At 56.4% G+C, this 21,880-nt stretch carries 23 protein-coding genes; 1 reads left to right on the forward strand and 22 read right to left on the reverse strand.

Translation table 11 applies throughout. From position 1 onward, the window contains the following. Positions 1 to 31: 31 nt before the first annotated feature. Positions 32 to 829 carry a 4-hydroxy-tetrahydrodipicolinate reductase gene (gene dapB / locus GHH_RS11190; protein WP_015375260.1) on the reverse strand — a complete coding sequence of 266 codons (798 nt, stop codon included), beginning with the start codon at positions 827 to 829 and terminating at the stop codon, positions 32 to 34. Continuing rightward, on the reverse strand, positions 826 to 1,161 hold the full coding sequence (locus tag GHH_RS11195) for a nucleotide pyrophosphohydrolase (protein WP_011231671.1): 336 nt from the start codon (positions 1,159 to 1,161) through the stop codon (positions 826 to 828). The genes dapB and GHH_RS11195 overlap by 4 nt, the downstream gene beginning before the upstream one ends. Positions 1,162 to 1,321: 160 nt before the next feature. Between GHH_RS11195 and GHH_RS11200 the strand changes: the two genes are divergently transcribed. Next, on the forward strand, positions 1,322 to 2,194 hold the full coding sequence (locus tag GHH_RS11200) for a YitT family protein (protein ID WP_011231672.1): 873 nt from the start codon (positions 1,322 to 1,324) through the stop codon (positions 2,192 to 2,194). Between the two features lie 234 nt (positions 2,195 to 2,428). Here the strand turns inward: GHH_RS11200 and ypjB are convergent, their stop codons facing one another. The 20 genes from ypjB to aroC all read right to left on the reverse strand — a co-directional run bounded on the left by ypjB (position 2,429) and on the right by aroC (position 21,880). Beyond that, positions 2,429 to 3,217, reverse strand: a complete 789-nt coding sequence (gene ypjB / locus GHH_RS11205) for a sporulation protein YpjB (protein WP_015375261.1) — start codon at positions 3,215 to 3,217, stop codon at positions 2,429 to 2,431. A 350-nt stretch (positions 3,218 to 3,567) separates the two neighbouring features. Continuing rightward, positions 3,568 to 4,188, reverse strand: coding sequence for a DUF1405 domain-containing protein (locus GHH_RS11210; protein ID WP_015375262.1), 621 nt, complete (start codon positions 4,186 to 4,188; stop codon positions 3,568 to 3,570). A gap of 78 nt (positions 4,189 to 4,266) precedes the next feature. Continuing rightward, positions 4,267 to 5,031, reverse strand: a complete 765-nt coding sequence (locus GHH_RS11215) for a menaquinol-cytochrome c reductase cytochrome b/c subunit (protein ID WP_011231675.1) — start codon at positions 5,029 to 5,031, stop codon at positions 4,267 to 4,269. Positions 5,032 to 5,080: 49 nt separating this feature from the next. Beyond that, on the reverse strand, positions 5,081 to 5,755 hold the full coding sequence (qcrB, locus tag GHH_RS11220; RefSeq protein WP_011231676.1) for a menaquinol-cytochrome c reductase cytochrome b subunit: 675 nt from the start codon (positions 5,753 to 5,755) through the stop codon (positions 5,081 to 5,083). Between the two features lie 3 nt (positions 5,756 to 5,758). Next, positions 5,759 to 6,268, reverse strand: a complete 510-nt coding sequence (locus GHH_RS11225; protein ID WP_013144909.1) for a ubiquinol-cytochrome c reductase iron-sulfur subunit — start codon at positions 6,266 to 6,268, stop codon at positions 5,759 to 5,761. 144 nt (positions 6,269 to 6,412) lie between these two features. Then, positions 6,413 to 6,868, reverse strand: a complete 456-nt coding sequence (locus GHH_RS11230; RefSeq protein ID WP_013144908.1) for a YpiF family protein — start codon at positions 6,866 to 6,868, stop codon at positions 6,413 to 6,415. Positions 6,869 to 6,956: 88 nt separating this feature from the next. Then, complete coding sequence (locus GHH_RS11235) at positions 6,957 to 7,490, reverse strand: ReoY family proteolytic degradation factor (RefSeq protein WP_013144907.1); 534 nt, start codon at positions 7,488 to 7,490, stop codon at positions 6,957 to 6,959. Positions 7,491 to 7,546: 56 nt separating this feature from the next. Further along, positions 7,547 to 8,803, reverse strand: a complete 1,257-nt coding sequence (locus GHH_RS11240; protein WP_013144906.1) for a tetratricopeptide repeat protein — start codon at positions 8,801 to 8,803, stop codon at positions 7,547 to 7,549. Between the two features lie 270 nt (positions 8,804 to 9,073). Then, a complete protein-coding gene (gene aroA, locus GHH_RS11245) occupies positions 9,074 to 10,357 on the reverse strand; it encodes a 3-phosphoshikimate 1-carboxyvinyltransferase (protein WP_015375263.1) in 1,284 nt (427 codons plus the stop codon). Between the two features lie 27 nt (positions 10,358 to 10,384). Further along, positions 10,385 to 11,488, reverse strand: coding sequence for a prephenate dehydrogenase (locus GHH_RS11250; protein ID WP_013144904.1), 1,104 nt, complete (start codon positions 11,486 to 11,488; stop codon positions 10,385 to 10,387). 87 nt (positions 11,489 to 11,575) lie between these two features. Continuing rightward, positions 11,576 to 12,673, reverse strand: a complete 1,098-nt coding sequence (gene hisC / locus GHH_RS11255) for a histidinol-phosphate transaminase (protein WP_015375264.1) — start codon at positions 12,671 to 12,673, stop codon at positions 11,576 to 11,578. Positions 12,674 to 12,704: 31 nt separating this feature from the next. Beyond that, positions 12,705 to 13,511, reverse strand: coding sequence for a tryptophan synthase subunit alpha (trpA, locus tag GHH_RS11260; protein ID WP_015375265.1), 807 nt, complete (start codon positions 13,509 to 13,511; stop codon positions 12,705 to 12,707). Next, entirely contained in the window at positions 13,495 to 14,709 is a 1,215-nt protein-coding gene (gene trpB / locus GHH_RS11265; protein WP_015375266.1) for a tryptophan synthase subunit beta, read from the reverse strand. The genes trpA and trpB overlap by 17 nt, the downstream gene beginning before the upstream one ends. A 349-nt stretch (positions 14,710 to 15,058) precedes the next feature. Next, positions 15,059 to 15,703: a phosphoribosylanthranilate isomerase gene (locus tag GHH_RS11270; protein WP_011231686.1), complete on the reverse strand. Its 645-nt coding sequence runs from the start codon at positions 15,701 to 15,703 to the stop codon at positions 15,059 to 15,061. Further along, positions 15,690 to 16,466 carry an indole-3-glycerol phosphate synthase TrpC gene (gene trpC / locus GHH_RS11275; protein WP_033005824.1) on the reverse strand — a complete coding sequence of 259 codons (777 nt, stop codon included), beginning with the start codon at positions 16,464 to 16,466 and terminating at the stop codon, positions 15,690 to 15,692. The genes GHH_RS11270 and trpC overlap by 14 nt, the downstream gene beginning before the upstream one ends. Next, positions 16,459 to 17,478: an anthranilate phosphoribosyltransferase gene (trpD, locus tag GHH_RS11280; RefSeq protein ID WP_015375268.1), complete on the reverse strand. Its 1,020-nt coding sequence runs from the start codon at positions 17,476 to 17,478 to the stop codon at positions 16,459 to 16,461. Before trpD ends, trpC begins: the two co-directional genes overlap by 8 nt. Continuing rightward, positions 17,472 to 18,998 carry an anthranilate synthase component I gene (gene trpE, locus GHH_RS11285; RefSeq protein ID WP_011231689.1) on the reverse strand — a complete coding sequence of 509 codons (1,527 nt, stop codon included), beginning with the start codon at positions 18,996 to 18,998 and terminating at the stop codon, positions 17,472 to 17,474. The genes trpD and trpE overlap by 7 nt, the downstream gene beginning before the upstream one ends. Positions 18,999 to 19,233: 235 nt before the next feature. Beyond that, positions 19,234 to 19,614, reverse strand: a complete 381-nt coding sequence (gene aroH, locus GHH_RS11290; RefSeq protein WP_015375269.1) for a chorismate mutase — start codon at positions 19,612 to 19,614, stop codon at positions 19,234 to 19,236. Next, positions 19,611 to 20,711, reverse strand: a complete 1,101-nt coding sequence (gene aroB, locus GHH_RS11295; RefSeq protein ID WP_015375270.1) for a 3-dehydroquinate synthase — start codon at positions 20,709 to 20,711, stop codon at positions 19,611 to 19,613. The genes aroH and aroB overlap by 4 nt, the downstream gene beginning before the upstream one ends. Before the next feature lie 2 nt (positions 20,712 to 20,713). Continuing rightward, positions 20,714 to 21,880 carry a chorismate synthase gene (aroC, locus tag GHH_RS11300; protein ID WP_011231692.1) on the reverse strand — a complete coding sequence of 389 codons (1,167 nt, stop codon included), beginning with the start codon at positions 21,878 to 21,880 and terminating at the stop codon, positions 20,714 to 20,716.

The following is a 21,880-nucleotide window of genomic DNA, read 5'->3' on the forward strand; positions in this document are numbered from 1 at the left end:
TCCATTCTCCCCCGTTTGCGCAGTTTGCACACTATTCCAAAATATGCTCCAGCCCATAGACAAGCGTATGTAAATGCATCACCGTTTCCACTGCCAGCTTCACCCCGGACATAAACGAGCGGCGGTCGAACGAATCGTGGCGGATCGTCAACGTCTGGCCGTTGCCGCCGAAAATCACTTCTTGATGAGCGACAAAGCCCGGCAGACGGACGCTGTGGATCGGGATGCCGTCATATTCCGCGCCGCGCGCGCCAGCAAGCGTTTCCTTTTCGTTCGGGTGGCCTTGCTTTTTCGACGGTCGCACTTCGGCAATGAGCTGCGCCGTCTTCAACGCCGTTCCGGACGGTGCGTCAAGCTTTTGATCATGGTGCAATTCAATGATTTCCACATCAGTGAAATATTTGGCCGCCATGCGGGCGAATTTCATCATCAACACCGCTCCGACGGCAAAGTTCGGCGCAATGATGGCGCCGATTTCTTTCTCTTCCGCCAGCTTGGTGAGCCGCTCGATATCTTCCGGCGTAAATCCAGTCGTGCCGACGACCGGACGAACGCCGTAACGCAGCGCCAGCTCGGTGTGCCGCTTTCCGGCTTCCGGCGTTGTCAAATCGATCAATACATCCGGCTTCACCTCGGCAAAACAGCGGGCCGCATCGGTGTAAATCGGGGCGTTGACGCCGGAAAATCGGTCGATCTCCGCTAAATTTTGTCCATCGTAACGGCGGTCGATGACCGCAGCCAGTTCAAAGTGATCGGTTTGCTGCACGAGCGCAACCGCCTCTCGGCCCATGCGGCCGCGCGGCCCCGCGATGGCAATGCGAATCGTCATGATCCTTCCTCCTTCCGCGTCCAGCGGTCGCGGTCGCGGGTGCGAAACTTGTCCATCACCCGGTCGTGCGCCGCCTGCAAATCAATGCCGAGCGAATTGGCGAAGCAAATGAGCACAAACAGCAAATCGCCCAGCTCTTCTTCCACCGTTTTTTCTTGTTCGGTCGCCTTTTTCGGTTTTTCCCCGTAGTAATGGTTCACCTCGCGCGCCAGCTCGCCGAGCTCTTCCGTCAGCCGCGCCAGCATGGCGAGCGGGCTGAAATAGCCTTCTTTGAATTGACTGATATAGTCATCCACTTCCTGTTGCATTTGTTTCATCGTTTTCTCCTGCATGGCTTGTCACCTCGCCTGTTTTCATGTTAGCGAAAAGCGGCGCATTTGACAAATGTTTTCGCCCGCTGTCAATTCCGTCCGTTTTCGCTCGTCATTGCCTATATGGACAAGTTCCTCTATAATTAAGGGCGCCGACTATTTTTGCGGACGGAGGGACGGTATGATTTTTGGACTAAAGATCAAAAACTGCCTGTTTATTTTGCTTGGCGCCGCCATTTTCGCCTTCGGGCTCGTTCATTTCAACATGCAAAACAATTTGGCGGAAGGCGGGTTTACCGGCATTACGCTTCTTCTTTATTTTTTGTTCGGACTGGATCCAGCGATCACCAACTTGGCGCTCAACATTCCGCTCTTTTTCATCGGCTGGAAGCTGCTCGGCCGCCAGACGTTTCTCTATACCGTCATCGGCACGGTCGCCGTTTCCGTCTTTTTGTCCATCTTTCAGCGCTACATGATTCATATGCCGCTTCGACATGACATGACGCTCGCCGCCTTGTTTGCCGGCGTCTTTATCGGCGTCGGCCTCGGCATTATTTTCCGCTACGGCGGCACAACCGGAGGCGTCGATATTATCGCCCGCCTCGTCCATAAATATAAAGGCATCAGCATGGGCAAAACGATGTTTGCCTTTGACGCCACCGTCATCACGTTGTCGCTTCTTCTTTACCTGTCATACCGCGAGGCGATGTATACGTTGGTCGCCGTCTTTATCGCCGCCCGGGTCATTGATTTTCTGCAGGAAGGCGGCTATGCGGCAAAAGGGGCGACCATCATCTCAGAAAAAAGCGAAGAGATCGCCAACCGGATCTTGACAGAGATGGAGCGCGGCGTCACCGTGCTGAAAGGGCGCGGCTCATATACGAAGCGCGACCGCGACGTCTTGTATTGCGTCGTCGCCAAAAACGAACTGCCGCGCTTAAAAAGTGTCATTATATCCGTTGATCCGCATGCGTTCGTCGCCGTCACCGATGTGCATGATGTGCTCGGCGAAGGGTTTACGCTCGATGAACAAAAGCGGCCGCTGGAACCATGAAAAGCCGCTGGCGCGAAAGCCCAACCGGGACAAGCCCGGCAAGCGCCGCTTGAAAGTGCCGGGGCGGTGCTTGCACAAAGCGACGGGAAAACAAAAAAGAGGGTGTCCCAAAAGGATGGGGACGCCCTCTTCCGCCTCCATATATGCGTGCTGACCGCTTCTTTAACACTATATGTTGTGCCTATCTTAAAGACAGACGGCCTTTTGGGTCAGCCCCGCAAAAAGCGCCGGTGCTTAGTCTTCCGGCTGCCGCGCCCGCTTCTCTTCCTTTTCTCCTTTGTACTTCCGCCAGCCAACGTACGTCAGCGTCAACACGATCACTCCGCCAGTGGAAATCATCACCCAAATCAGCGACGGATCAGCTTCGTCCTTTTTCACCCCGGCAAACAGCGCTTCAAGATCTTGACGCGCATCGGCGAGTTGCTCACGCTGCTCGTCTTCGCCGCGTTGCCAAAACGCGGCGGCCTGCAACGCCTCAAGATCGTCATCGACCTTTGTCGCGATATCCGGCGGCACGTCGATTTTCACACTCGGCTCGATCAATGTATAGCGGTCAAGCAACTGGCGGAGGGCAGCGGCATACGCTTTCTGCTCGCCTTGTTGTGCCGCCTTTTCGACCGCGGCAAACGCCTCCATGACAGCCGGCTCCATCTCCGTCCAAAGCGGCTGGTATGTCGAATGGATGGCGTCAACAACAAGGCGAAACTGGGTGATCGCCGCCACTTTGTCTTCCGCGGAGATCGGCGCCGTCATCGCCTTGACTGCCTGCTCATGCGTCACGGTCACCGCCCGCAATTCATCGGCCGATTTCAACCGTTCTTTTGCCCCAAGGGCGAAAAACCGCTTGGAAAAATAGCGGAGCACTTCTTTTGCTTCGGCAAAACGACCGTTTTTCGCCAATTGCAGCGCCTCGTCGGAAATATCGTCCAACTGCTCCCAACCGTTTGTTTGTCCAGCCGCGCCAATGGGCGCTGGCCATAAAAAGGCGAGCGACAACAACATGGCTAGCCCGATTCGCTTCATCATCGTCCCTCCCTCATCCACTAGTACAATGTATGAAGGAGTGGACAAGAGTAGACCAGGCAACTGCTATATAGATGCAATTCGAAGCTTTGCCATTTGCACCTTTTACCGAGTATTCGATCGACTGTCGGGGGACCGAACAACGCCGCTTAAAGACCCATATATGGGTCTAGGGGGGCAGGCGGTTGTTCGGTCTTCCGTCATGCCTTGGCGTGACGGAGGCAAGCCTGTGGCTTGCCTTCGACAGTCGAAAATGGACAAACCGCTTTTCCGTCAAGGATATGTTAAACTTCTTCGTTGCATCTATAATAGAAAGCTGCCGCCCAACGTTCCTCCTTGTGTTCCACGCTCTACTCTGATGCCTGCCGGAAAGACATGCCGCCCGGCAGAAGCGGCTGGCGCCGGAGGCGGACGCCAAGCTGATACGCAGCGGCAATCGATGCGATGCTCAACCAAAACGTAAAATAGCCGATTTCGTTGGCGTAGTCAGCCAGCACACTATAGCGCGGCATCATGCCAAAAACGTAGTCGATGACATCGTTATGCAGCGTCCACACGGCCGCCAGCATAAGGTGAAGGAAGCGGAATCGATAAAACCGGGCGTACAGCATTCCTTCGACCGCCATCGCCCCGTGCGAAACGATCAGCATCCACCCGGCCCAATCGAGCGTGCCGGTGACGCGCCAAACGAGCACATTCATGACGACGGCCCAAATCCCGTATTTGACAAGCGTCACCAACGCGAGCGCCTCAAACAGCGGCGAAGATCGGCCCAGCAGCCAAGCGGCGAGGACGAGCACAAAAAAAAGGCTCGCCGTCGGACTGTCGGGAACAAACGGCAAAAAGACGGGCGGCGTATCGGCAAGTTGATAACGATACCAATAATATCCATAGATGGTGCCGGCCGCGTTGACGAACAAGAGCAGCCAAACAACCGGCCGGGAAGCCAACAGCGCATAAAGCCATGCCATCATCTGCACCTCGCCTCGGTTTCATGTTGGCACGAAAAAAGCTGACTAACGCGAGTCAGCTTTTTCGTGTCGAAACGATTATTCCGCTTTCAGTCCAGCGATGAATTCGGACAGTTTTTTCAACTCTTCATCCGTGCCCTTAAAGACGCCGGGCGGCATGTTGCCTTTCCCTTCTCTCGCGATTTTCGCGATTTCTTCCGGTTTCAAGCCGGTGCCGATGAGCGACGGACCAGCACCGCCGGACAAGTTTTGTCCGTGGCACGATGTACATGTGTTCGCTTGGGCGATTTTATAGCCTTCCGCGTTCGTGTCAATTTTCACTTCCGCCCGAATTTTCCCTTGTTCAGCCGCTTTTTTCCAGTCGTGTGTGACGACCGCTTCCCATGTCAAATAAATCATCGCCGCAAGCGCCAACAGCATCATCCCGGTCGCGACCGGACGCTTCCAAGGACGGCGCTCTGGGCCGCGGTCCAAAAACGGCGCCAACAAGAGCGCGCCGAACGCCAACCCTGGGATGATGATCGCGCCGACGACCGTATACGGACCAGACGCATACGAATATTTGAGCAATTGGTATAAGAACAAGAAATACCAGTCAGGCAGCGGCACGTACGTCGTGTCCGTCGGGTCGGCGATCCGCTCAAGCGGCGACGGATGGGCGACCGTCAAGCATAAGAAACCGACGAGAAAGACCGATCCGACCAACCATTCCTTAAGCAGGAAGTTCGGCCAAAACACTTCCGTTTTCCCGGGATATTCCGAATAGTCCTTTGGAATATTCGGTTTTCTCACCGCGGGAACACGGGAATCGCCGACGAATTTCATTCCTTTTCCGCGATGCATTGCGTGGTTCCCTCCTTTTTTCTATCGCCTCTAAACGCGGGCCGACCGATCATAGCGGACCGGAAATGCCTTGTCTGCGAATCATTAAAAAGTGCGCTGCCATTAAGCCGAGTAAAGCGGCCGGCAAGAAGAAGACGTGAATGGCAAAGAAGCGCGTCAACGTTTGCGCGCCGACAATTTCTGGGTCCCCAGCTAACAGCGTCTTAATGGCCGGGCCAATGAGTGGCGTCGCTTCCGCGATTTGCAAACCAACTTTCGTCGCAAACAGCGCTTTCATATCCCACGGCAACAAGTAGCCGGTGAAGCCAAGACCCATCATCACCATAAAGATCAATACGCCGACGATCCAGTTCATTTCGCGCGGCTTTTTATAAGCCCCTTGGAAAAAGACGCGCAGCGTATGTAAAAACATCATGACGATGACAAGGCTCGCCCCCCAGTGGTGCATGCCGCGCACAATTTGGCCGAACGCCACTTCGTTTTGCAAGTAATACACCGATTCCCACGCGTTTTTAATATCCGGGACGTAGTACATCGTCAAAAACATGCCTGACAAAATTTGAATGACCGTGACAAAAAACGTCAGCCCGCCGAAACAATAGACAAAGGCGGAAAAGTGATGGGCGGGGTTGACGTGCTCCGGAACTTCGTGATCGGCGATATCCCGCCATAAAGGCGTAATATCTAAGCGTTCATCGACCCAGTCATACAGCTTGTTTAACACGCATTACGCCTCCTTTCTTGGTTTCGCCTTGCCTAAATACAGCTTGCCGTCTTTCACTTTGTACTCGTAACGGTCAAGCGGAGCTTGCGGCGGCGTCCCCGGAACGTTCGTGCCGTCCTTCTCATAGCGCCCATAGTGGCATGGGCAGAAAAACTGGTTCGGATGCTCTTTGTCCGTGTTCCAGTCGACCGTACAGCCAAGGTGTTTGCAGATCGGCGAAAGGGCGATGATCTCCCCTTTTTCATCCTTGTACACCCAAGCTGACTTCGGCTCTTCCGACTCATACCAAGCGTCTTTCACCTTCACTTTAAAGTCGAAGCGCTTCGGTTCGGTCGTAATCTCTTTGACGTCTGCTACCGCGACCATCTCCGTCCCTGCTTCATCCTTCAAGATCGGATCGAAAGCAAAACGGAGCATCGGCATGAGCATCCCTGCTGCCATAAAGCCGCCGACCCCGGTCAGCGTGTAGTTTAAAAACTGACGTCTCGTTACACGATGTTTGTTGTCGCTCATCGTCTTCCCCCCTCTATGCAAAATCAAGTCCGCACCGGACGATTGTATGTATAACACATATGGAAAACTAGGACATTCTAATGATAGCTCAATTGCTGGACAAGGTCAATATCGCAGGCGGCAAAACGTCGGACTTTGCCGCATCTACTCTTGCGCCCATCGACCGATGAGAAAGCGGAGCAGCTCGGCGGCCTGCTCTCTGACAAGCTCGTGCTTGTACGATTCACCCATGCTCTCGAGCGGAACAACCGGAACGAACCAAACGCGGTCAGCTTCTTCGCCCTCTTGCCACGCACGGTCGCACGTCACATAAAACAGATGCTTCATTCCTTCCCGCCTAAGCCGGTTGGTCCAATCCGCCAGCCTTTCGGTAAGCAGCGCCCGCGGCTCATCGGCAAAATACACAAACGACGGCATCAAAAACAACCGGCCCTTCAGCTGCCGCTCGACCTCGGCCGCGATGAGCCCGACAAGCTCCCCGCCGGAAGCGAGCCGCTTCGCTCCTTGGCCGAAAGCCACCGGCAAAAGCGGAAGGAGCGCCGTGTCGATGTAGTCGCGCTCTCGTTCATAGAGGGCGACGTCCTCGCCTGTCCACTTCATTCGTACTCTCCTTTTCCTTAAAGTTTCTTCCCTTCATCACCATACCATATTTTTCGGCAAAAGAAAAACCTTGCCGGCGGCAAGGTTTTTACAATTTGTTTAATTCATCGGTCAGGCGGCGGAACGCCTCTTCATCATGGCGGTCAAGCGCCTCATCGATCAGCTTCATGAGCCGCCCGCGCCGGAATTCGTAAATGGAGCGTTCCAAAAACTGCTCGGCGAGGCGCTGGTCGTTTTCGCTCACTTGCGCCTGCTTCGGCGCATACGGGTTTTCCTCAAGCACAGCGACATATTGCGGCGAGTGAAAAGAAGCGCGGAAATTCAGTTGAATGTAAATATCTTCGTCGCGGTTTAAACGGATGTCATGGAACGATTTCTCTGCATCGGTTGTCATCACATTGCCTTTGTAAAAACGGAACGGCACATCGTCGACGCAGTGAGTCGACATAATGATGCCGCGCGGGCAATATTGGGCATTCTCGACAAAATGCACCTTTTGCATGAGCTGGTCATGGCTCATCAAATAGTTTAAAATCCAGACACACTCGCGCCGCTTCAACTGATAGTGGCTTAAAAACCAACGGATAAACTCTTTTTTCTCATTGACGGATACGTGCGTCATTCTGCGCTTCCCCCTCGATCGGTTTCCAAGAAAGAGGTTGGGCCACCGCTTCTCCCCTACTCTTCGAGCTCAAGCAGCATCTCCGCCGCCTCCGTATGGGTTGGGTCGAGACGGACGATCTGTTGAAATATTTCTTTCGCCGCCGCCCGATTTCCTTCCTCGATGAGAAAATATCCGTACTCTTCGAGGAACTCGACATTGTGCTTAAAGAAATTATATGCCTCGCCGTAATGATTTAATGCATCGTCGTACATCTCAAGCCGATGTTTGGCGCGCCCAAGGTCCCATTCAAACTGCGGATCGTACTCGCCATCGGCCATCGCCTGCTCAAGAAGCGCGACGACATCCTCATAGCGCTGTTCGTTTAGCCAAAGCGCCGATAAAACCGTGAGCGCCTCGATGTACCCGCCATCGATCTCAAGCGCTTTTTTCAAATGTTCCTCTGCCTCCTCCGGCTTGTTCAGCTTGAGCGCCAGCTTGCCTGCGTAAAGGCGGAGCTCTTTGTTCCATTCGTCGACGCCGACGCCCTCAAGCGCCGTCTCATAGCTTTGCACGAGCCGTCCTTCTTGTTCATACGCTTTCGCCAAATAAAGGTAAAGCGGAGTGTAGTCCGGATCGAGCTCTTTTAAAGCGCTGAGCTTATCGATGGCCGTTTGTGTATAGCCGGCCTGCAACGCGGTGAATCCGTAGGCGAACAGCGTCCGACTGTCCATTTTTTCATTGAGCGCCTCCTCATAATACGGAAGCGCCGCCTCGAATTCCCCGGAACGGCTGAGCGCCTCAGCGATCCGCTCAGTGATCAAGACGCCGGCCATCTCCTTATTCGTCTTCCGCACCTGTTCATAAAGCGGCACGCTTTTTGAGTATTCCCCGTGCGAAAAATACAACTCAGCCAACGCAAACTGCACGATCGGCTCATCTGGAGCTTTCTCGTACGCTTGACGCAGCTTCCGCTCGCTCACTTCCGCCAGCCCTTGCATTTCGTACAAATCGGCGGCAAGAAGGCACGCGCGGACAAACTGCGGATCGTCTTCGTCGATCTCCGACAAAATGGCGAGCGCTTCCTCTTCGGCTTCAAGCTCCGTATACACTTCCGCCAAAAACAGGCGAATGTCGCCGTCATCCGGATAGCGGGCAGCCAGCTCCTCAAGCAGCTCCTTCGCCTCTTCCGGCATTCCCCATCCGTACAAGCAGTCGGCAAGCGCGTATTTTTCTTCATCACTTCCATATTTTTTCACTTTCGGCACGAGCGCCAACGCTTGGTCGACGTTTCCGTTTTCCACTAAGCGAATGATTTGTTCGACGCGTGTCATCGTTTCGTCAGCCCTCTCTTGCGGCAGGCGGCCATCCGCCTTTGCCATTCAAATCGTTATGTACTGTTACAATGGGAACATGAATGATGATAATCGATCATGGCCGTTTCCGCAACCAAACCGCTCGCCGTCTGGAAGGTGCGTCGTTTTTTCATCCAGAAACAGGAAATGTATCCGCTTTCAAAAAATACGGAGCCCTTCCTCTCACTGACAATATATGAACGAACAACGCAAAATATGACCGCCCGCCCGCTTGGGGCGGGAGGCCTTTTACAGCAGCGAACGGAGGTCGGCAAAAAACGCCGGATAGGAAACGGCGACCGCTTCCGAACGCTCGAGGCGGACCGTCCCTTTGGCGATGCAGGCAGCAACGGCGAGCATCATGCCGATGCGGTGGTCGCCATGGCTGTCGACAACAATCCCGTCGGCATAAAGCGGCGTTTTGCCGCGGATCATCATGCCGTCGTCGGTTGCTTCGATGTCAGCGCCGAGTTTTTTCAACTCGGTGACGACCGTATGGATCCGATTCGTCTCTTTCACCTTCAGTTCGCTCGCGTCTTTGATGACGGTCGTTCCTTCCGCCTGCGTCGCGAGCAAGGCAATGATCGGAATTTCGTCGATCAATCTTGGAATCAGATCCCCGCCGATTTCGACCGCCCGAAGCGTCGACGTGCGGACCGTAATATCACCGACCGGCTCGGTTTCCTCGTTGCGGACGTTGTCAATCGCAATATCCGCCCCCATTTGTGTAAGCACATCGATGATGCCGGTCCGCGTTGGATTTAAGCCGACGTTTTTCAGCGTAATTTCGCTGTTTGGCACAATGGCGCCGGCGACAAGGAAAAAGGCGGCTGACGAAATATCGCCGGGAACGTAAATGTGCGTCCCGCGCAAGCGTTGCGGACCGGCCACCGAGACGGTCAAGCCATCCACATTCACTTCACCGCCAAACAACCGAACCATCCGCTCGGTATGGTCGCGCGAGCGGTGCGGCTCAGCAACAGACGTCACGCCGTCAGCGAATAAGCCGGCGAGCAAAATGGCCGATTTTACTTGCGCGCTCGCCACCGGCGAAGTGTAGCAAAGCGGGCGAAGCGCGCCGCCGCGGATGGAAAGCGGCGTATAATTGCCGCCCTCACGCCCGTCAATACGCGCTCCCATTTCGCGAAGCGGTTTCGTCACCCGCCCCATCGGCCGCTTGGCGATCGATTCATCGCCGACAAGGCAGGCGTGAAACGGCTGGCCGGCCAAAATGCCGAGCAACAGGCGCGCCGTCGTTCCCGAGTTGCCGACATCAAGCACCGCAGCCGGCTCGCGCAGCCCGCCGGGGCCGGCTCCTTCGACAACGACTGTCGTCCCGTCCTGGCGAATGTCAACGCCGAGTTTCCGGAAACAGTCGATCGTGCTTAAACAGTCCGCCCCAGGCAAAAAATGGTCAATCACCGTCCGTCCAGAAGCAAGCGCCCCGAGCATGACGGCGCGATGGGAAATCGATTTGTCGCCAGGGACTTCGATCATTCCTCGGAGCGACGACACGTTGGTTGGCAACTGCATGCAAAATCCCTCCATTGTTTTTCCTTGCTACCCTTCATAGGTGGCATAGTTCGTATGTTTGGCGAGGCACGCTTTCGCCCGCGCCCGATCGTCTTCGCTTTGGAAGCTGAGGCGGAGCACGCCGTAAATTTCTTCGCGCGTCTCAATGATGCGGATGTTCGTGATGCTGATGTTTTCTTCGGCCAAATAGCCGGTCACTTCGGAGATGACGCCCGGATAATCCGGCACGTCGACATACAAATCGTAAAACGACGGAATCGCTCCTTTCGTTCTCGACGGCAGCCCGTCGCGAAACTGTTTCGCCTCCAAAAAGTAATGGTAAATCGCGATGCTGTTTTCTTCTTCGACAAACGAACGCAGCCGCTCCATTTCGGCGATCCAGCGGTCAAAGAGCGCAAGCAGTTCATGCTTGTTATGGATAAAAATATCGCGCCACATTTCCGGATTGCTCGACGCGATGCGGGTGATGTCGCGGAAGCCGCCGGCCGCCAGCCGGCTGACGAGGGCGTTTTCGCACTCGTATTCGCGCGCCTGATGAACGAGGCTCGCCGCAATCAAATGCGGAAAATGGCTGATTACGCCAGTGATGCGGTCGTGCTCTTTGGGCGTTAAGATGACAAACTGCGCTTTCGTTCCCGCAAGCCACTGTTTCAACGCCTCGACTTGCTGCGGCGGCACATCGTCCGTCGGCGTCAAAATGTAAAAGGCGTTTTCAAACAGATGAGCCCTTGCCGCCGCCACACCGCTTTTATGCGACCCGGCCATCGGATGGCCGCCGATGAACGCTACGCCATGATCCAACAGGCGGCGGGCGCCTTGGACGATGCGCTGCTTCGTGCTGCCGACATCGGTAACGATCACGCCGCGCTTCAACCGCTCGAGCGGCATCGATGAAAGCAGCGCCTCCGTCTGCATGACCGGAACGGCCAGAACGATCAAATCCGCCTGTCCGTATCCGTCTTCGGGCGAACGGGCGGCTTCGTCGATCACCTTGAGCGAACGCGCCAAGCCGAGCTGCCGCTCATTGACGTCGTAGCCGATGATCATCGCCTCCGGATGCGCTTTTTTAATCGCCAATGCAATCGATCCGCCGATCAAGCCGAGGCCGACAATGAACACTTTTCCTTCCAATCGTCCCACCTACTTTATGTAAACGTGCGCCCGCTGCTTTCGAAAAGCAACGGGCCGATCTTTTCTATCCATCCCGCCCCTGAACGGTCAGGCGAGCTGTTTTTCCCGAAGCAGTTGCGAAACGAGTTCCAACACCCGGTCGTTTTGCTCTTTCGTGCCAACCGTCACACGCACGCCGGTCGGCAGCCCAAGCGCTTGGCCAGAGCGGACAATGACGCCGCGCTCCAGCAAATAGCGGAACACTTCGTCGCCGTCCAACCCGAAATCAATGAACAAAAAGTTTGTTTGCGACGGGTAGTACTTCAGGCCGTTCTCCTCGCAAAAGCGATAATACCGCTCAAGCTCGGCGCGATTTCGTTCGACGCAGGCGCGGATAAACGCTTGATCGTCAAGTGCGGCCGCCGCGGCCGCTTGGGCGATGGTCGACGTGTTAAACGGCTCGCGCGCCGGCTCGACGGCGCGGATAAGCGTCTCACTCGCCACGCCGTAGCCGACGCGGAGCGCAGCGAGCCCGTATGCTTTCGAGAACGTGCGCATGACGACAAGCTGCTCGTACTCGTTTAAAAGCGGCACCGTCTGCGGGTAGTCGGGCGCCGTCGCATATTCGTAGTACGCTTCGTCCACGACGACAAGCACATGACGCGGCACGCGATCCAAAAAAGCGCGCAGCTCGGTGTCATTCACATACGTGCCCGTCGGGTTGTTCGGATTGCAAATCCAGACGATGCGCGTGTTTTCATCGATCACAGCAAGCATCGCCTCCAAATCATGACGCCCATCAACAAGCGGCACTTCGCGCACCTCGGCCCGCTCGATGATGGCATTGTGCCGGTATTGCGGGAACGTCGGCGCCGCCATCACCGTATTCGCCCCCGGCTCTAAAAAGGCGCGGCAAAGAATTTGCACCACCTCATCCGAACCGTTGCCAAACAGAAGCTGTGTTTCCTTGACGCCAAGATGCTTCGCCACCTTTTCGCGCAACGTGCGGGCGCAGCCGTCCGGATAGACGGCGAGGCGGTCAAGCTCAGCGGCGATGGCCGCTTTTGCCGCTGGCGACGAACCGTACGGATTCTCGTTAGAAGCAAGTTTAATAATCTCAGGCAAGCCATATTGCCGTTTGACTTCTTCGATCGATTTTCCCGGCTGGTACGGAGAAAGACCCCGGAGCGATTCCTTTACTTGCATGATTGTCGCCAACTCCTTCAATTCGGAACTTTTAGCGCGAAGAATAGGCTTCTCGAAGCGGCGCGGCAAGCGAACGGGCGTAGGCAGCAAACTCGGCGACGGCCGCTTCCCTTTCGTCCGGCGCCTGCAACCTCGGAGCCAGCTGCTCGACTTTTTGCACGAGCGCGCTGCCGACGACAACGCCGTCGCACACCTCTTTCAACATCGCGACTTGCTCCGGCGCCGAAATGCCAAAGCCGACGGCGACCGGGACGCGGCTATGCCGCTTCACTTCGCGGAGGAAATCGCCGAGCGTCTCCGGCAGCGTCTCACGCACGCCTGTAACGCCTAGCGAGGAGACGCAATACAAAAACCCTTGCGCCGCCGAAGCGATCCGCTCGATCCGCTGCTTCGACGTCGGCGCAACAAGCGAAATGAGCGGGAGACCAAACCGTTCGCCAAGTTCGCGGAGCGGACCGCTTTCCTCAAACGGCAAATCGGGAATGAGCACGCCGTCAGCGCCATTTTCCCGCGCTAAAGCAAAAAAGGATTCTTCTCCTAATTGTAACACAGGATTGTAATACGTAAAGAGAATAATCGGAATGTTTACCCCTTTTTTTCGCATCTCGCCAATAAGCTGAATGGCTTTCGGCAGCGTCATGCCCCCGTCAAGCGCCCTTGCGGCGGCGCGTTGAATCGTCGGTCCGTCAGCGAGCGGGTCGGAGTACGGCACGCCAAGCTCCAATATGTCAGCGCCGGCCTCCTCAAGCGCCAAGGCGAGATCGATCGTCACATCGGGAGCCGGATCACCGGCAACGATAAACGGGATAAATAGCGGCGGATTAACGGACAGTGGCAATGTCTTCACCTTCCCTCGCACCAAGATGGCGCATCATCGTTTGCACATCTTTATCTCCGCGGCCGGACAGGCAAATGAGCACCGTTTCATCCGGCGGCATCTCGCGGGCGAGCTCGACGGCTTTCGCCACCGCATGGGCCGACTCGATGGCCGGAATGATGCCTTCCGTTTGCGCCAACAATTGAAACGCAGCGACGGCCTCGGCATCGGTCGCGCTTTCGTAGCGGACGCGGCCAATGCTCGCCAAATACGCATGTTCCGGGCCGACGCCGGGGTAATCAAGGCCGGCTGAGATCGAATACGGTTCGAGAATTTGTCCGTACTCGTCTTGCAACAGGTAGGTCATCGCCCCGTGTATGACCCCTTTCGTCCCTTTTGTGATTGTCGCCGCATGGTGCGGAGTGTCGATCCCTTTGCCGGCCGCCTCGACGCCGACGAGGCGGACGTCATCTTGCAAAAACGGGTAAAACATGCCGATGGCGTTGCTGCCGCCGCCGACGCAGGCAACGATGACATCCGGCAGCTTCCCTTCACGGGCGAGAAACTGTTCTTTCGCTTCATCGCCAATCACGCGCTGAAACTCGCGCACCATTTTCGGGTACGGATGCGGACCGACGACCGAGCCGATCATGTAAAAATGGTCGTCGCAGTGGGCGACCCAATAGCGAATTGCTTCGTTCGTCGCATCTTTCAACGTTCGGTTGCCGCTTGACACCGGCACGACTTCGGCGCCCAACAGCTTCATGCGAAACACGTTCAGCTCCTGCCGCTTGATGTCTTCTTCGCCCATAAAAACGATGCAATCCATGCCGAAATGGGCGGCCACCGTCGCCGCGGCGACGCCGTGCTGGCCGGCTCCGGTTTCAGCGATCAGCTTTTTCTTGCCCATCCGTTTTGCCAAAAGCGCCTGGCCGATCGCGTTGTTGATTTTATGGGCGCCCGTATGGTTTAAATCTTCGCGCTTTAAATACATTTTCGCGCCGCCGACTTGCCGTGTCAAATTCGGCGCGAACGTGAGCGGGGTCGGGCGACCGGAGTAATGCTGCAAAATGCGGATGTATTCTTGTTTGAACGATTCATCGGCAAGCGCTTTGTCAAGCTCCGCTTCGATTTCCTCAAGCGGAAGCATGAGCGTCTCAGGGACAAACTTGCCGCCGAAATCGCCAAACCGGCCGTATTCATTCGGAACGCGTTCCATCATCTAACCCCACCTTCTCCTTCATAAAAGTTGAAAGACGAAGAGCCGCATTTCTTCAAAGTGCCTGTGTTTGTTAACCGTCCGAGCGTCAGCGCCGTCTTTTGGCCCTTCGCTTTGTTATTTTTTTATCAGGCGTGTTGATGAACCAATAAAAAGTCTGTTGAGAAGGCTCTAGTCCGAGCTTTTCTGCCGTAGTCGGCAAGCGGCTCGCTCATGCTGCCGCATGCCCTCCTCGAACAATGAACGCTTTGCGGGCAAATGTCATTCGCCCGCCGGCGTTCTTGTTCGAGGGAAGAGGCAGAAAATTGTGTTCAGCCATATCATTCTGTGTTTTTTCGTACATAACGGATCATCGACACCCGTGATGTTTTATTTTTTCTTCGATTTGTTTCATCTTCGTTGGATCTTTGCGTCCGTCCGTTTCAATGCCGCTGCTGATATCGATGCCATCCGGGCGGTAGACAAGCAGCCGCTCGATATTGTCCGGAGTGATGCCGCCGGCGATGAAGCACGGCACGCCTTGGCGGGCCGCCTCTTCCAAATAGTGCGGCACCGCCTCCCAATCAAAAGCGACGCCCGTCCCCCCCCAGGCGCCGGCGGCGCGGCTGTCAACGACGTAGCCATCGGCAATGCCAGCGTACTGCCTCATCGCCGCAAGCGCACCGTCGCCATGGTGGATCGCCTTCCAGACGGAAAGCGGCACCGCCTCTTTCACCGCCGCCAGCTCCGCCGGCGTTTCACGGCCGTGGCATTGGATGACATGAAGCGGCAGCTCGGCGGCGACAGCGGCGATCCGCCTAACGGGGGCGTTGACAAAGACGCCGACAAGTTGCTTTGCGCCAAGCTTATGGGGCTCAAGCCATTGCTGCACTTCACTCGGAGAGACGTTCCGCCTGCTTTCGGCGAAAATAAAGCCGAGGTAATCAGCCCCGCTCGCGATAGCGGCCTGCACGTCTTCAGCCGAACGGTTGCCGCAATATTTAATTCGAATCATCCCCATCTTCCTCCCCAAACAGCCGGTAGACCGCTCGCTCCACATCATCTTGGCGCATGAGCGACTCGCCGACGAGCATGGCCTGCGCTCCGTACGATTTGACCGTCTTCACATCATTGAAGGAACCGATCCCGCTTTCGCTGACGATGACGCACGATGGCGGGATGAGCGGAGCGAGCGTTTTGGTCGCCTCAAGTGTTGTCACAAAGGTATGCAAGTCGCGGTTGTTGATGCCGACGATCTCCGGCGTAAACCGATCGAAAATCCGCTCGAGCGTCTCTTTCGCATGCACCTCGACCAAACATTCGAGCCCCAAGCTGTACGCTTCATGATAGAGCTCCTCGAGCGTTTCCGGCGGGAGCGCCTCGCCGATCAATAAAATCGCATCCGCCCCGAGTCGGACGCTTTCCTCGACTTGCCGCCGATCGATGATGAAATCTTTGCGCAGCACGGGAACGTTAACCGCTTCTTTCACCGCTCGCAAATAGCGGCGATGCCCTTGGAAATACCGTTCATCCGTCAGCACGCTGATCGCGTCGGCACCGGCGCGCTCATATGCTTTCGCGATGGCCACCGGGTCAAAATCCGGGCGAATGATGCCTTTTGACGGCGACGCTTTTTTCACCTCAGCGATCAAGCCAAGCATCCGCCGCGGCCGACGGAGCGCCGCCGCAAATGGCCGGCGCTTTCGCTCTGGCAATGGCGCCGGCAGCGTCAACGTTTCCACTTCTTCCCGTTTGGCTGCTAAAATTTGCTCAAGCATCATGAATCACTTCCTTCGCCCGCAGGCGTTGCAGTTGTTCGTATGCGGTTTTGGACAAAATGGCCTCTTTCGCCATCGCCACTCCTTCGGCAATCGTTTCAGCTTTGCCGGCGGCATACAGGGCGGCGCCGGCGTTCAGCGCAACGATATTGATGGCGCTCTCCGGCGCTGTTCCCGCCATCACCGCCTCAAGAAGCGCGGCGCTCTCTTCCGGATCGCGCACTTGCACATCGGCAAGCTCGCCGCGCGGCAAGCCGGCGTCTTCTGGTGCGATGACAAAGCGGCGGATCGCACCGTCTTTCAACTCCACGACATCCGTTTCTGCAGCGATGCTGCATTCATCAAGCCCATCGCGCCCGGTGACAAACAACACATGTTCCGAGCCGAGGCGGCGCATCGCCTCCGCCAATTTCTCAGCGTAGCAGGTCGAATAGACGCCGACGACTTGCCGCTTGCAGCGCGCCGGATTGGCGAGCGGGCCGATCAAGTTGAAAACGGTGCGGAAACCGATTTCCTTCCGCGGCCCGGCGGCGTGTTTCATCGCCGCGTGATAGAGCGGGGCGAACAAAAACGCCAGCCCTTTCGTTTCCAACGCCTGTTTGGCGGCCGACGGCGACGTTTGAATGTCGATGCCGAGCCGCTCGAGCACATCAGCGCTGCCGCTTTTTGACGAAACAGCGCGGTTGCCGTGCTTGGCGACTTTGACGCCAAGCGATGAAATGACGATCGCCGCGGCGGTGGAAACGTTGAATGTCGCCGCCCCATCGCCGCCCGTGCCGCACGTATCGATGACATCATCACTAGCCTCAATGGCAGTCATCCGGTCGCGCATCGCCCGCACAAATCCGACGAGCTCATCGACTGTCTCTCCGCGCAGGCGGAGCATGGACAACAGACTTGCGATTTGACTGTCCGTCGCCTCGCCGGACATGATGATATTCATCGCCGCATACGCTTCGTCTTCCGTCAACGCTTTCCCTTCCGCACATTTTACAAGCAGCTGCTTCAACATACGGCCCTCTCCCCTTTCGCAAATAGTCGTTCCGCTTGTTCAATCGCATTCATCAAGGCGCTCGCCTTATTGCGCGTCTCTTTCCACTCCAGTTCCGGAACGGAGTCGGCGACAATGCCGGCGCCGGCTTGCACATAGGCATAGCCGTCTTTCACGACCGCTGTCCGGATGGCGATGCACGAATCGATGTTGCCATCAAACCCGATATAGGCAATCGCTCCGGCATACAGCCCCCTTGCTGTCGGCTCGAGTTCCTGCAAAATTTGCATCGCCCGCACTTTCGGCGCCCCGCTCACCGTTCCAGCCGGAAAGGCGGCAAGGAGTGCATCGATCGGGTGGACGTTGTCGTCCAGTTCACCGACGACTTTGGAAATTAAGTGCATCACGTGTGAAAACTTGCCGATCTGAAGCAACACCGGCACCTCGACCGTTCCGTACTTGGCGACCCGGCCGATGTCGTTGCGCGCCAAATCGACAAGCATATAATGCTCAGCCCGTTCTTTCGGGTCGTGGTACAGCTCATCAGCCAGCCTCTCGTCTTCCTCCGGCGATCGGCCGCGCCGCCGTGTGCCGGCAATCGGATCGATTTCAACGCGCCGACGGTGCACTTGAATCAGTTTTTCCGGCGAACTGCCGACAATTTCCACACCGTCAAGCTGGAAATAAAACATGTACGGCGACGGGTTGATGTATCGGAGCAGACGATAAATGGCAAAGCCTCCGGCTTGAACCGGCACGCAGAAGCGCTGCGACAGAACCGCTTGAAACACATCGCCGGCCGCGATGTACCGTTTCACGGCCTCCACATCGCGCAAAAACTGTTTTTTGTCATAGTTGGACACCGCTTTGGCAAACGAGGCGGTCCGCCCCGATTCGCTTTCCGCCGGCAAGAGCGGCTGCTCGGCTTGAGGGCGGGCCGCTTTCGCCGCGAGATCGGCCATGCGCCGTTCGGCCGCGCGGTACGCTTCGATTTTCTCTTCCTCCGTTTCGTTGCCGCTCAACCGAATATAGTGAATGACGAGCAACTCACGCTTTTTTTGGTCAAACGCAAACAGCGATTCACAAAACACGAAATAGGCCGTCTTCATCGGCACATCGCGGTTTTTGTGGCGCGGCACTTTTTCGATGGCGGAAATGAAATCGTAGCCTAAAAACCCAACTGCACCGCCTGTAAACGGCACCGTCTCGGCAAGCGGCTTGACGGCAAGCGTCCGCTCGACCCATTGAAACGCTTCTTTCAGCGTCGGTGCGGTGATTTGTTCGTTCCCGTTTTCGTCCTTCACCGAAAACGTTTCGCCGGTTTCGCTCTCCAGCGTCAAAAACGGCGCCACACCGATGAACGAATAGCGCGCCCACGGTGATTCGTCATCCTTGCTTTCAAGCAAAAACACGGCTTCCTCGCGCAAATTGGCAAACACGCCGAGCGGCTCAATGACATCGGCTACAAATTTGCGCACAATCGGGATGGTTCGAAATTCGTTCGCTTCCGTCAAAAAAGCGGCCAGCCCATCAGCAGACATCACTTCTCCTCCCTTCATGATCAGCGGGCGGAGAATGAGGGTTTATGAGGCGAAAAAAGAGAGGGAAAAGAAAACGCCCAAAGACGACCGTCTTTGGGCAGATGTCGGCGAATGAAAAAACGCTCACCTCAGCTAAACTCGCTCATTCTCATCTACCCTACGCTCGCTCTCCACTCTCGCTCCACTTCTAACGCCCCCCGATGTCTCAGGGGGCAAAGAGGTTATTTTCACTATATTACATTTCTGTTTTTTTTGTCAACGACAAATCCGGGCGCAACACGACCGCCCCTTTTAAATACACGTGGCAGATCTCTTCTTGCTGTTTCTCAGTCGCCACCGTCATCATGACGCGAATGCAGCGCGGCAATGAACCGGGCACCGGAATTTCCCTCGTGCACATGACCGGCACATATGTCCAGCCGTCCAAACGGCGCAGCGCCTGCGCCGGAAACGCGGCGGTGATGTCGTCAGTGACGGAAATGAGCACAAACGACACATCGGCAGCGGCGACATCGTTTGCGCGGATCATTTCACGAAGCAACGTTTCCGTTGCCGCCACGATTTCCTCGGCGTCATTTCGATCCACTGTAATCGCTCCGCGAATGCCGCGAATCATCCTTTCCCCCCCTGTCTGGCAAACTCGTCCAGCCACGTGAGCAGGTTGTCGTCTTCGAGTTCCACCACTTCCACGTCGCCGATCTCACAGAGAAGCACCATCCGCACTGTTCCGGCGTACGCTTTTTTGTCGCCTTTCATCTTCTCAAGCAGGCGGCGCGTCTGAACCGTTGTCGGCAGCGACACCGGGAAGCCGTATCCGGCGAACCAGTCGGCCAATCGATGCTCAGCGAACGACCGGCCGTAAAACCGTTCGCTGACAAAGACGGCAAACAGCATGCCAACCGCAACCGCCTCCCCGTGAGTGAGCGCGCCGTAGCCTAACTCGCTTTCCAGCGCATGGCCGAGCGTATGGCCGAAATTCAAATGGGCGCGCACCCCGGTTTCTTTTTCATCCTCACGCACGACGGACGCCTTAATGTCAATGCCCTTTTCAATGCAATAGGCGAGTTTCTCGCCGCGCAAGTCGGCGAGCGTCTTGATTTCCGCGCGCAGCCAGTCGTAAAAGCGGCGGTCGCGGATCAGCGCATGTTTGATCACTTCGGCAAACCCGGACCGAAGCTCGCGCTCGGGCAGCGTGCGCAAAAAGGAGGTGTCATACACAACTGCTTCCGGCTGGTGGAAGGCGCCGATCATATTTTTGCCGAGCGGATGGTTGATGGCGACTTTGCCGCCGACGGCGCTGTCATGGGCCAAGAGTGTCGTCGGCATTTGAATGTAACGGATGCCGCGCATATAGGTGGCGGCGACAAACCCAGCCAAATCGCCGACAACGCCGCCGCCAAGCGCAATGATAACCGAGCGGCGGTCGAGGCCGCACTGCAATGCCGCTGTCTGGCAAGCGTAATAATGATCAAATGACTTGGCCGCCTCCCCGCTTGGAATGACGTAGGCGTACACGTCATACTCAGCGGCGGCAAGCAACGCCCGCACCTCATCCAAATAAAGAGGCGCCACAGTATCGTCGGTAACGATGAAAAGTTTTGTCCCTGGCGGACAGGAGAGCGACCGAAGCAAGCTTGGCAGCACGCGGGCCGCCCCATCGCCCAAAAGAAGCGGATAGCGCTTCGTCGCCGTTTCAATCGTCCGTTCGATCATCGTCAAAACTCCTTTGCATAGCGGCGGGCGCGTTCCACATTTTCCTTAATCAAGTCCATCCGATCCTGCCCAAACTGCTCAACGATCGCCGCCGCCACTTCCCAGGCGACAACGGCCTCAGCGACAACGCTCGCCGCCGGCACGGCGCAGCTGTCCGATCGCTCAATGCTTGCCGCAAACGGCTCTTTCGTCTCGATATCCACGCTTTGAAGCGGCTTGTACAGCGTCGGGATCGGCTTCATCACTCCGCGCACGACGATCGGCATCCCGGTCGTCACCCCGCCTTCAAAGCCGCCCGCCCGGTTCGTCCGGCGCGAAAAGCCTTGTTCTGGGCTCCAAATGATTTCATCGTGCACTTCGCTTCCCGGGCGGCGCGCCGCCTCAAAGCCGATCCCGAATTCAACGCCTTTAAACGCGTTGATGCTGACGATCGCGGCCGCGATTTTCGCATCAAGCTTTCGGTCGTAATGGACGTAGCTGCCCACTCCGGCCGGAACACCTTCAACGATCACTTCAACGATGCCGCCGATCGAATCACCGTTTTTCTTCGCCCAATCGATCGCTTCCATCATTTTTTGCCCCGCCTCCGGGTCAAAGCAGCGCACCGGTGATTCTTCCGTCACTGCCTGCAATTCTTCAAGCGAACGATAATCGAGCTTCTTTGCGCGCACGCCGCCGATTTCGATGACATGACCGGCGACGCGGATGCCGACCTCCTCCAAAATGCGTTTTGCCACCGCTCCAGCCGCCACGCGCACCGTCGTTTCACGCGCCGACGAGCGCTCCAGCACGTTGCGCATATCGCGATGTCCGTATTTCAGGGCGCCGTTTAAATCGGCATGCCCTGGGCGCGGACGCGTCACTTTCCGCTTCACTTCCGCTTCGTCATCAATCGGCTCAACCGCCATAATCGTTTGCCAATGTTTAAAATCACGATTCTCGACAACGAGCGCAATCGGCGAGCCGAGCGTTTTCCCGTGCCGAACGCCGCCTGTGATTTTCACTTCATCTTTTTCAATCTGCATGCGGCGGCCGCGTCCGTATCCTTTTTGCCGGCGCGCCAGCTCTTTATTGATGTGCTCGGCGCGCAGCTCAAGCCCGGCCGGCACTCCTTCCAAAATGGCCGTCAATTGCGGCCCATGCGATTCCCCTGCCGTCAAATACCGCAT

This window comes from Geobacillus sp. GHH01 (assembly GCF_000336445.1).
Classification (GTDB): Bacteria; Bacillota; Bacilli; order Bacillales; family Anoxybacillaceae; genus Geobacillus; species Geobacillus zalihae.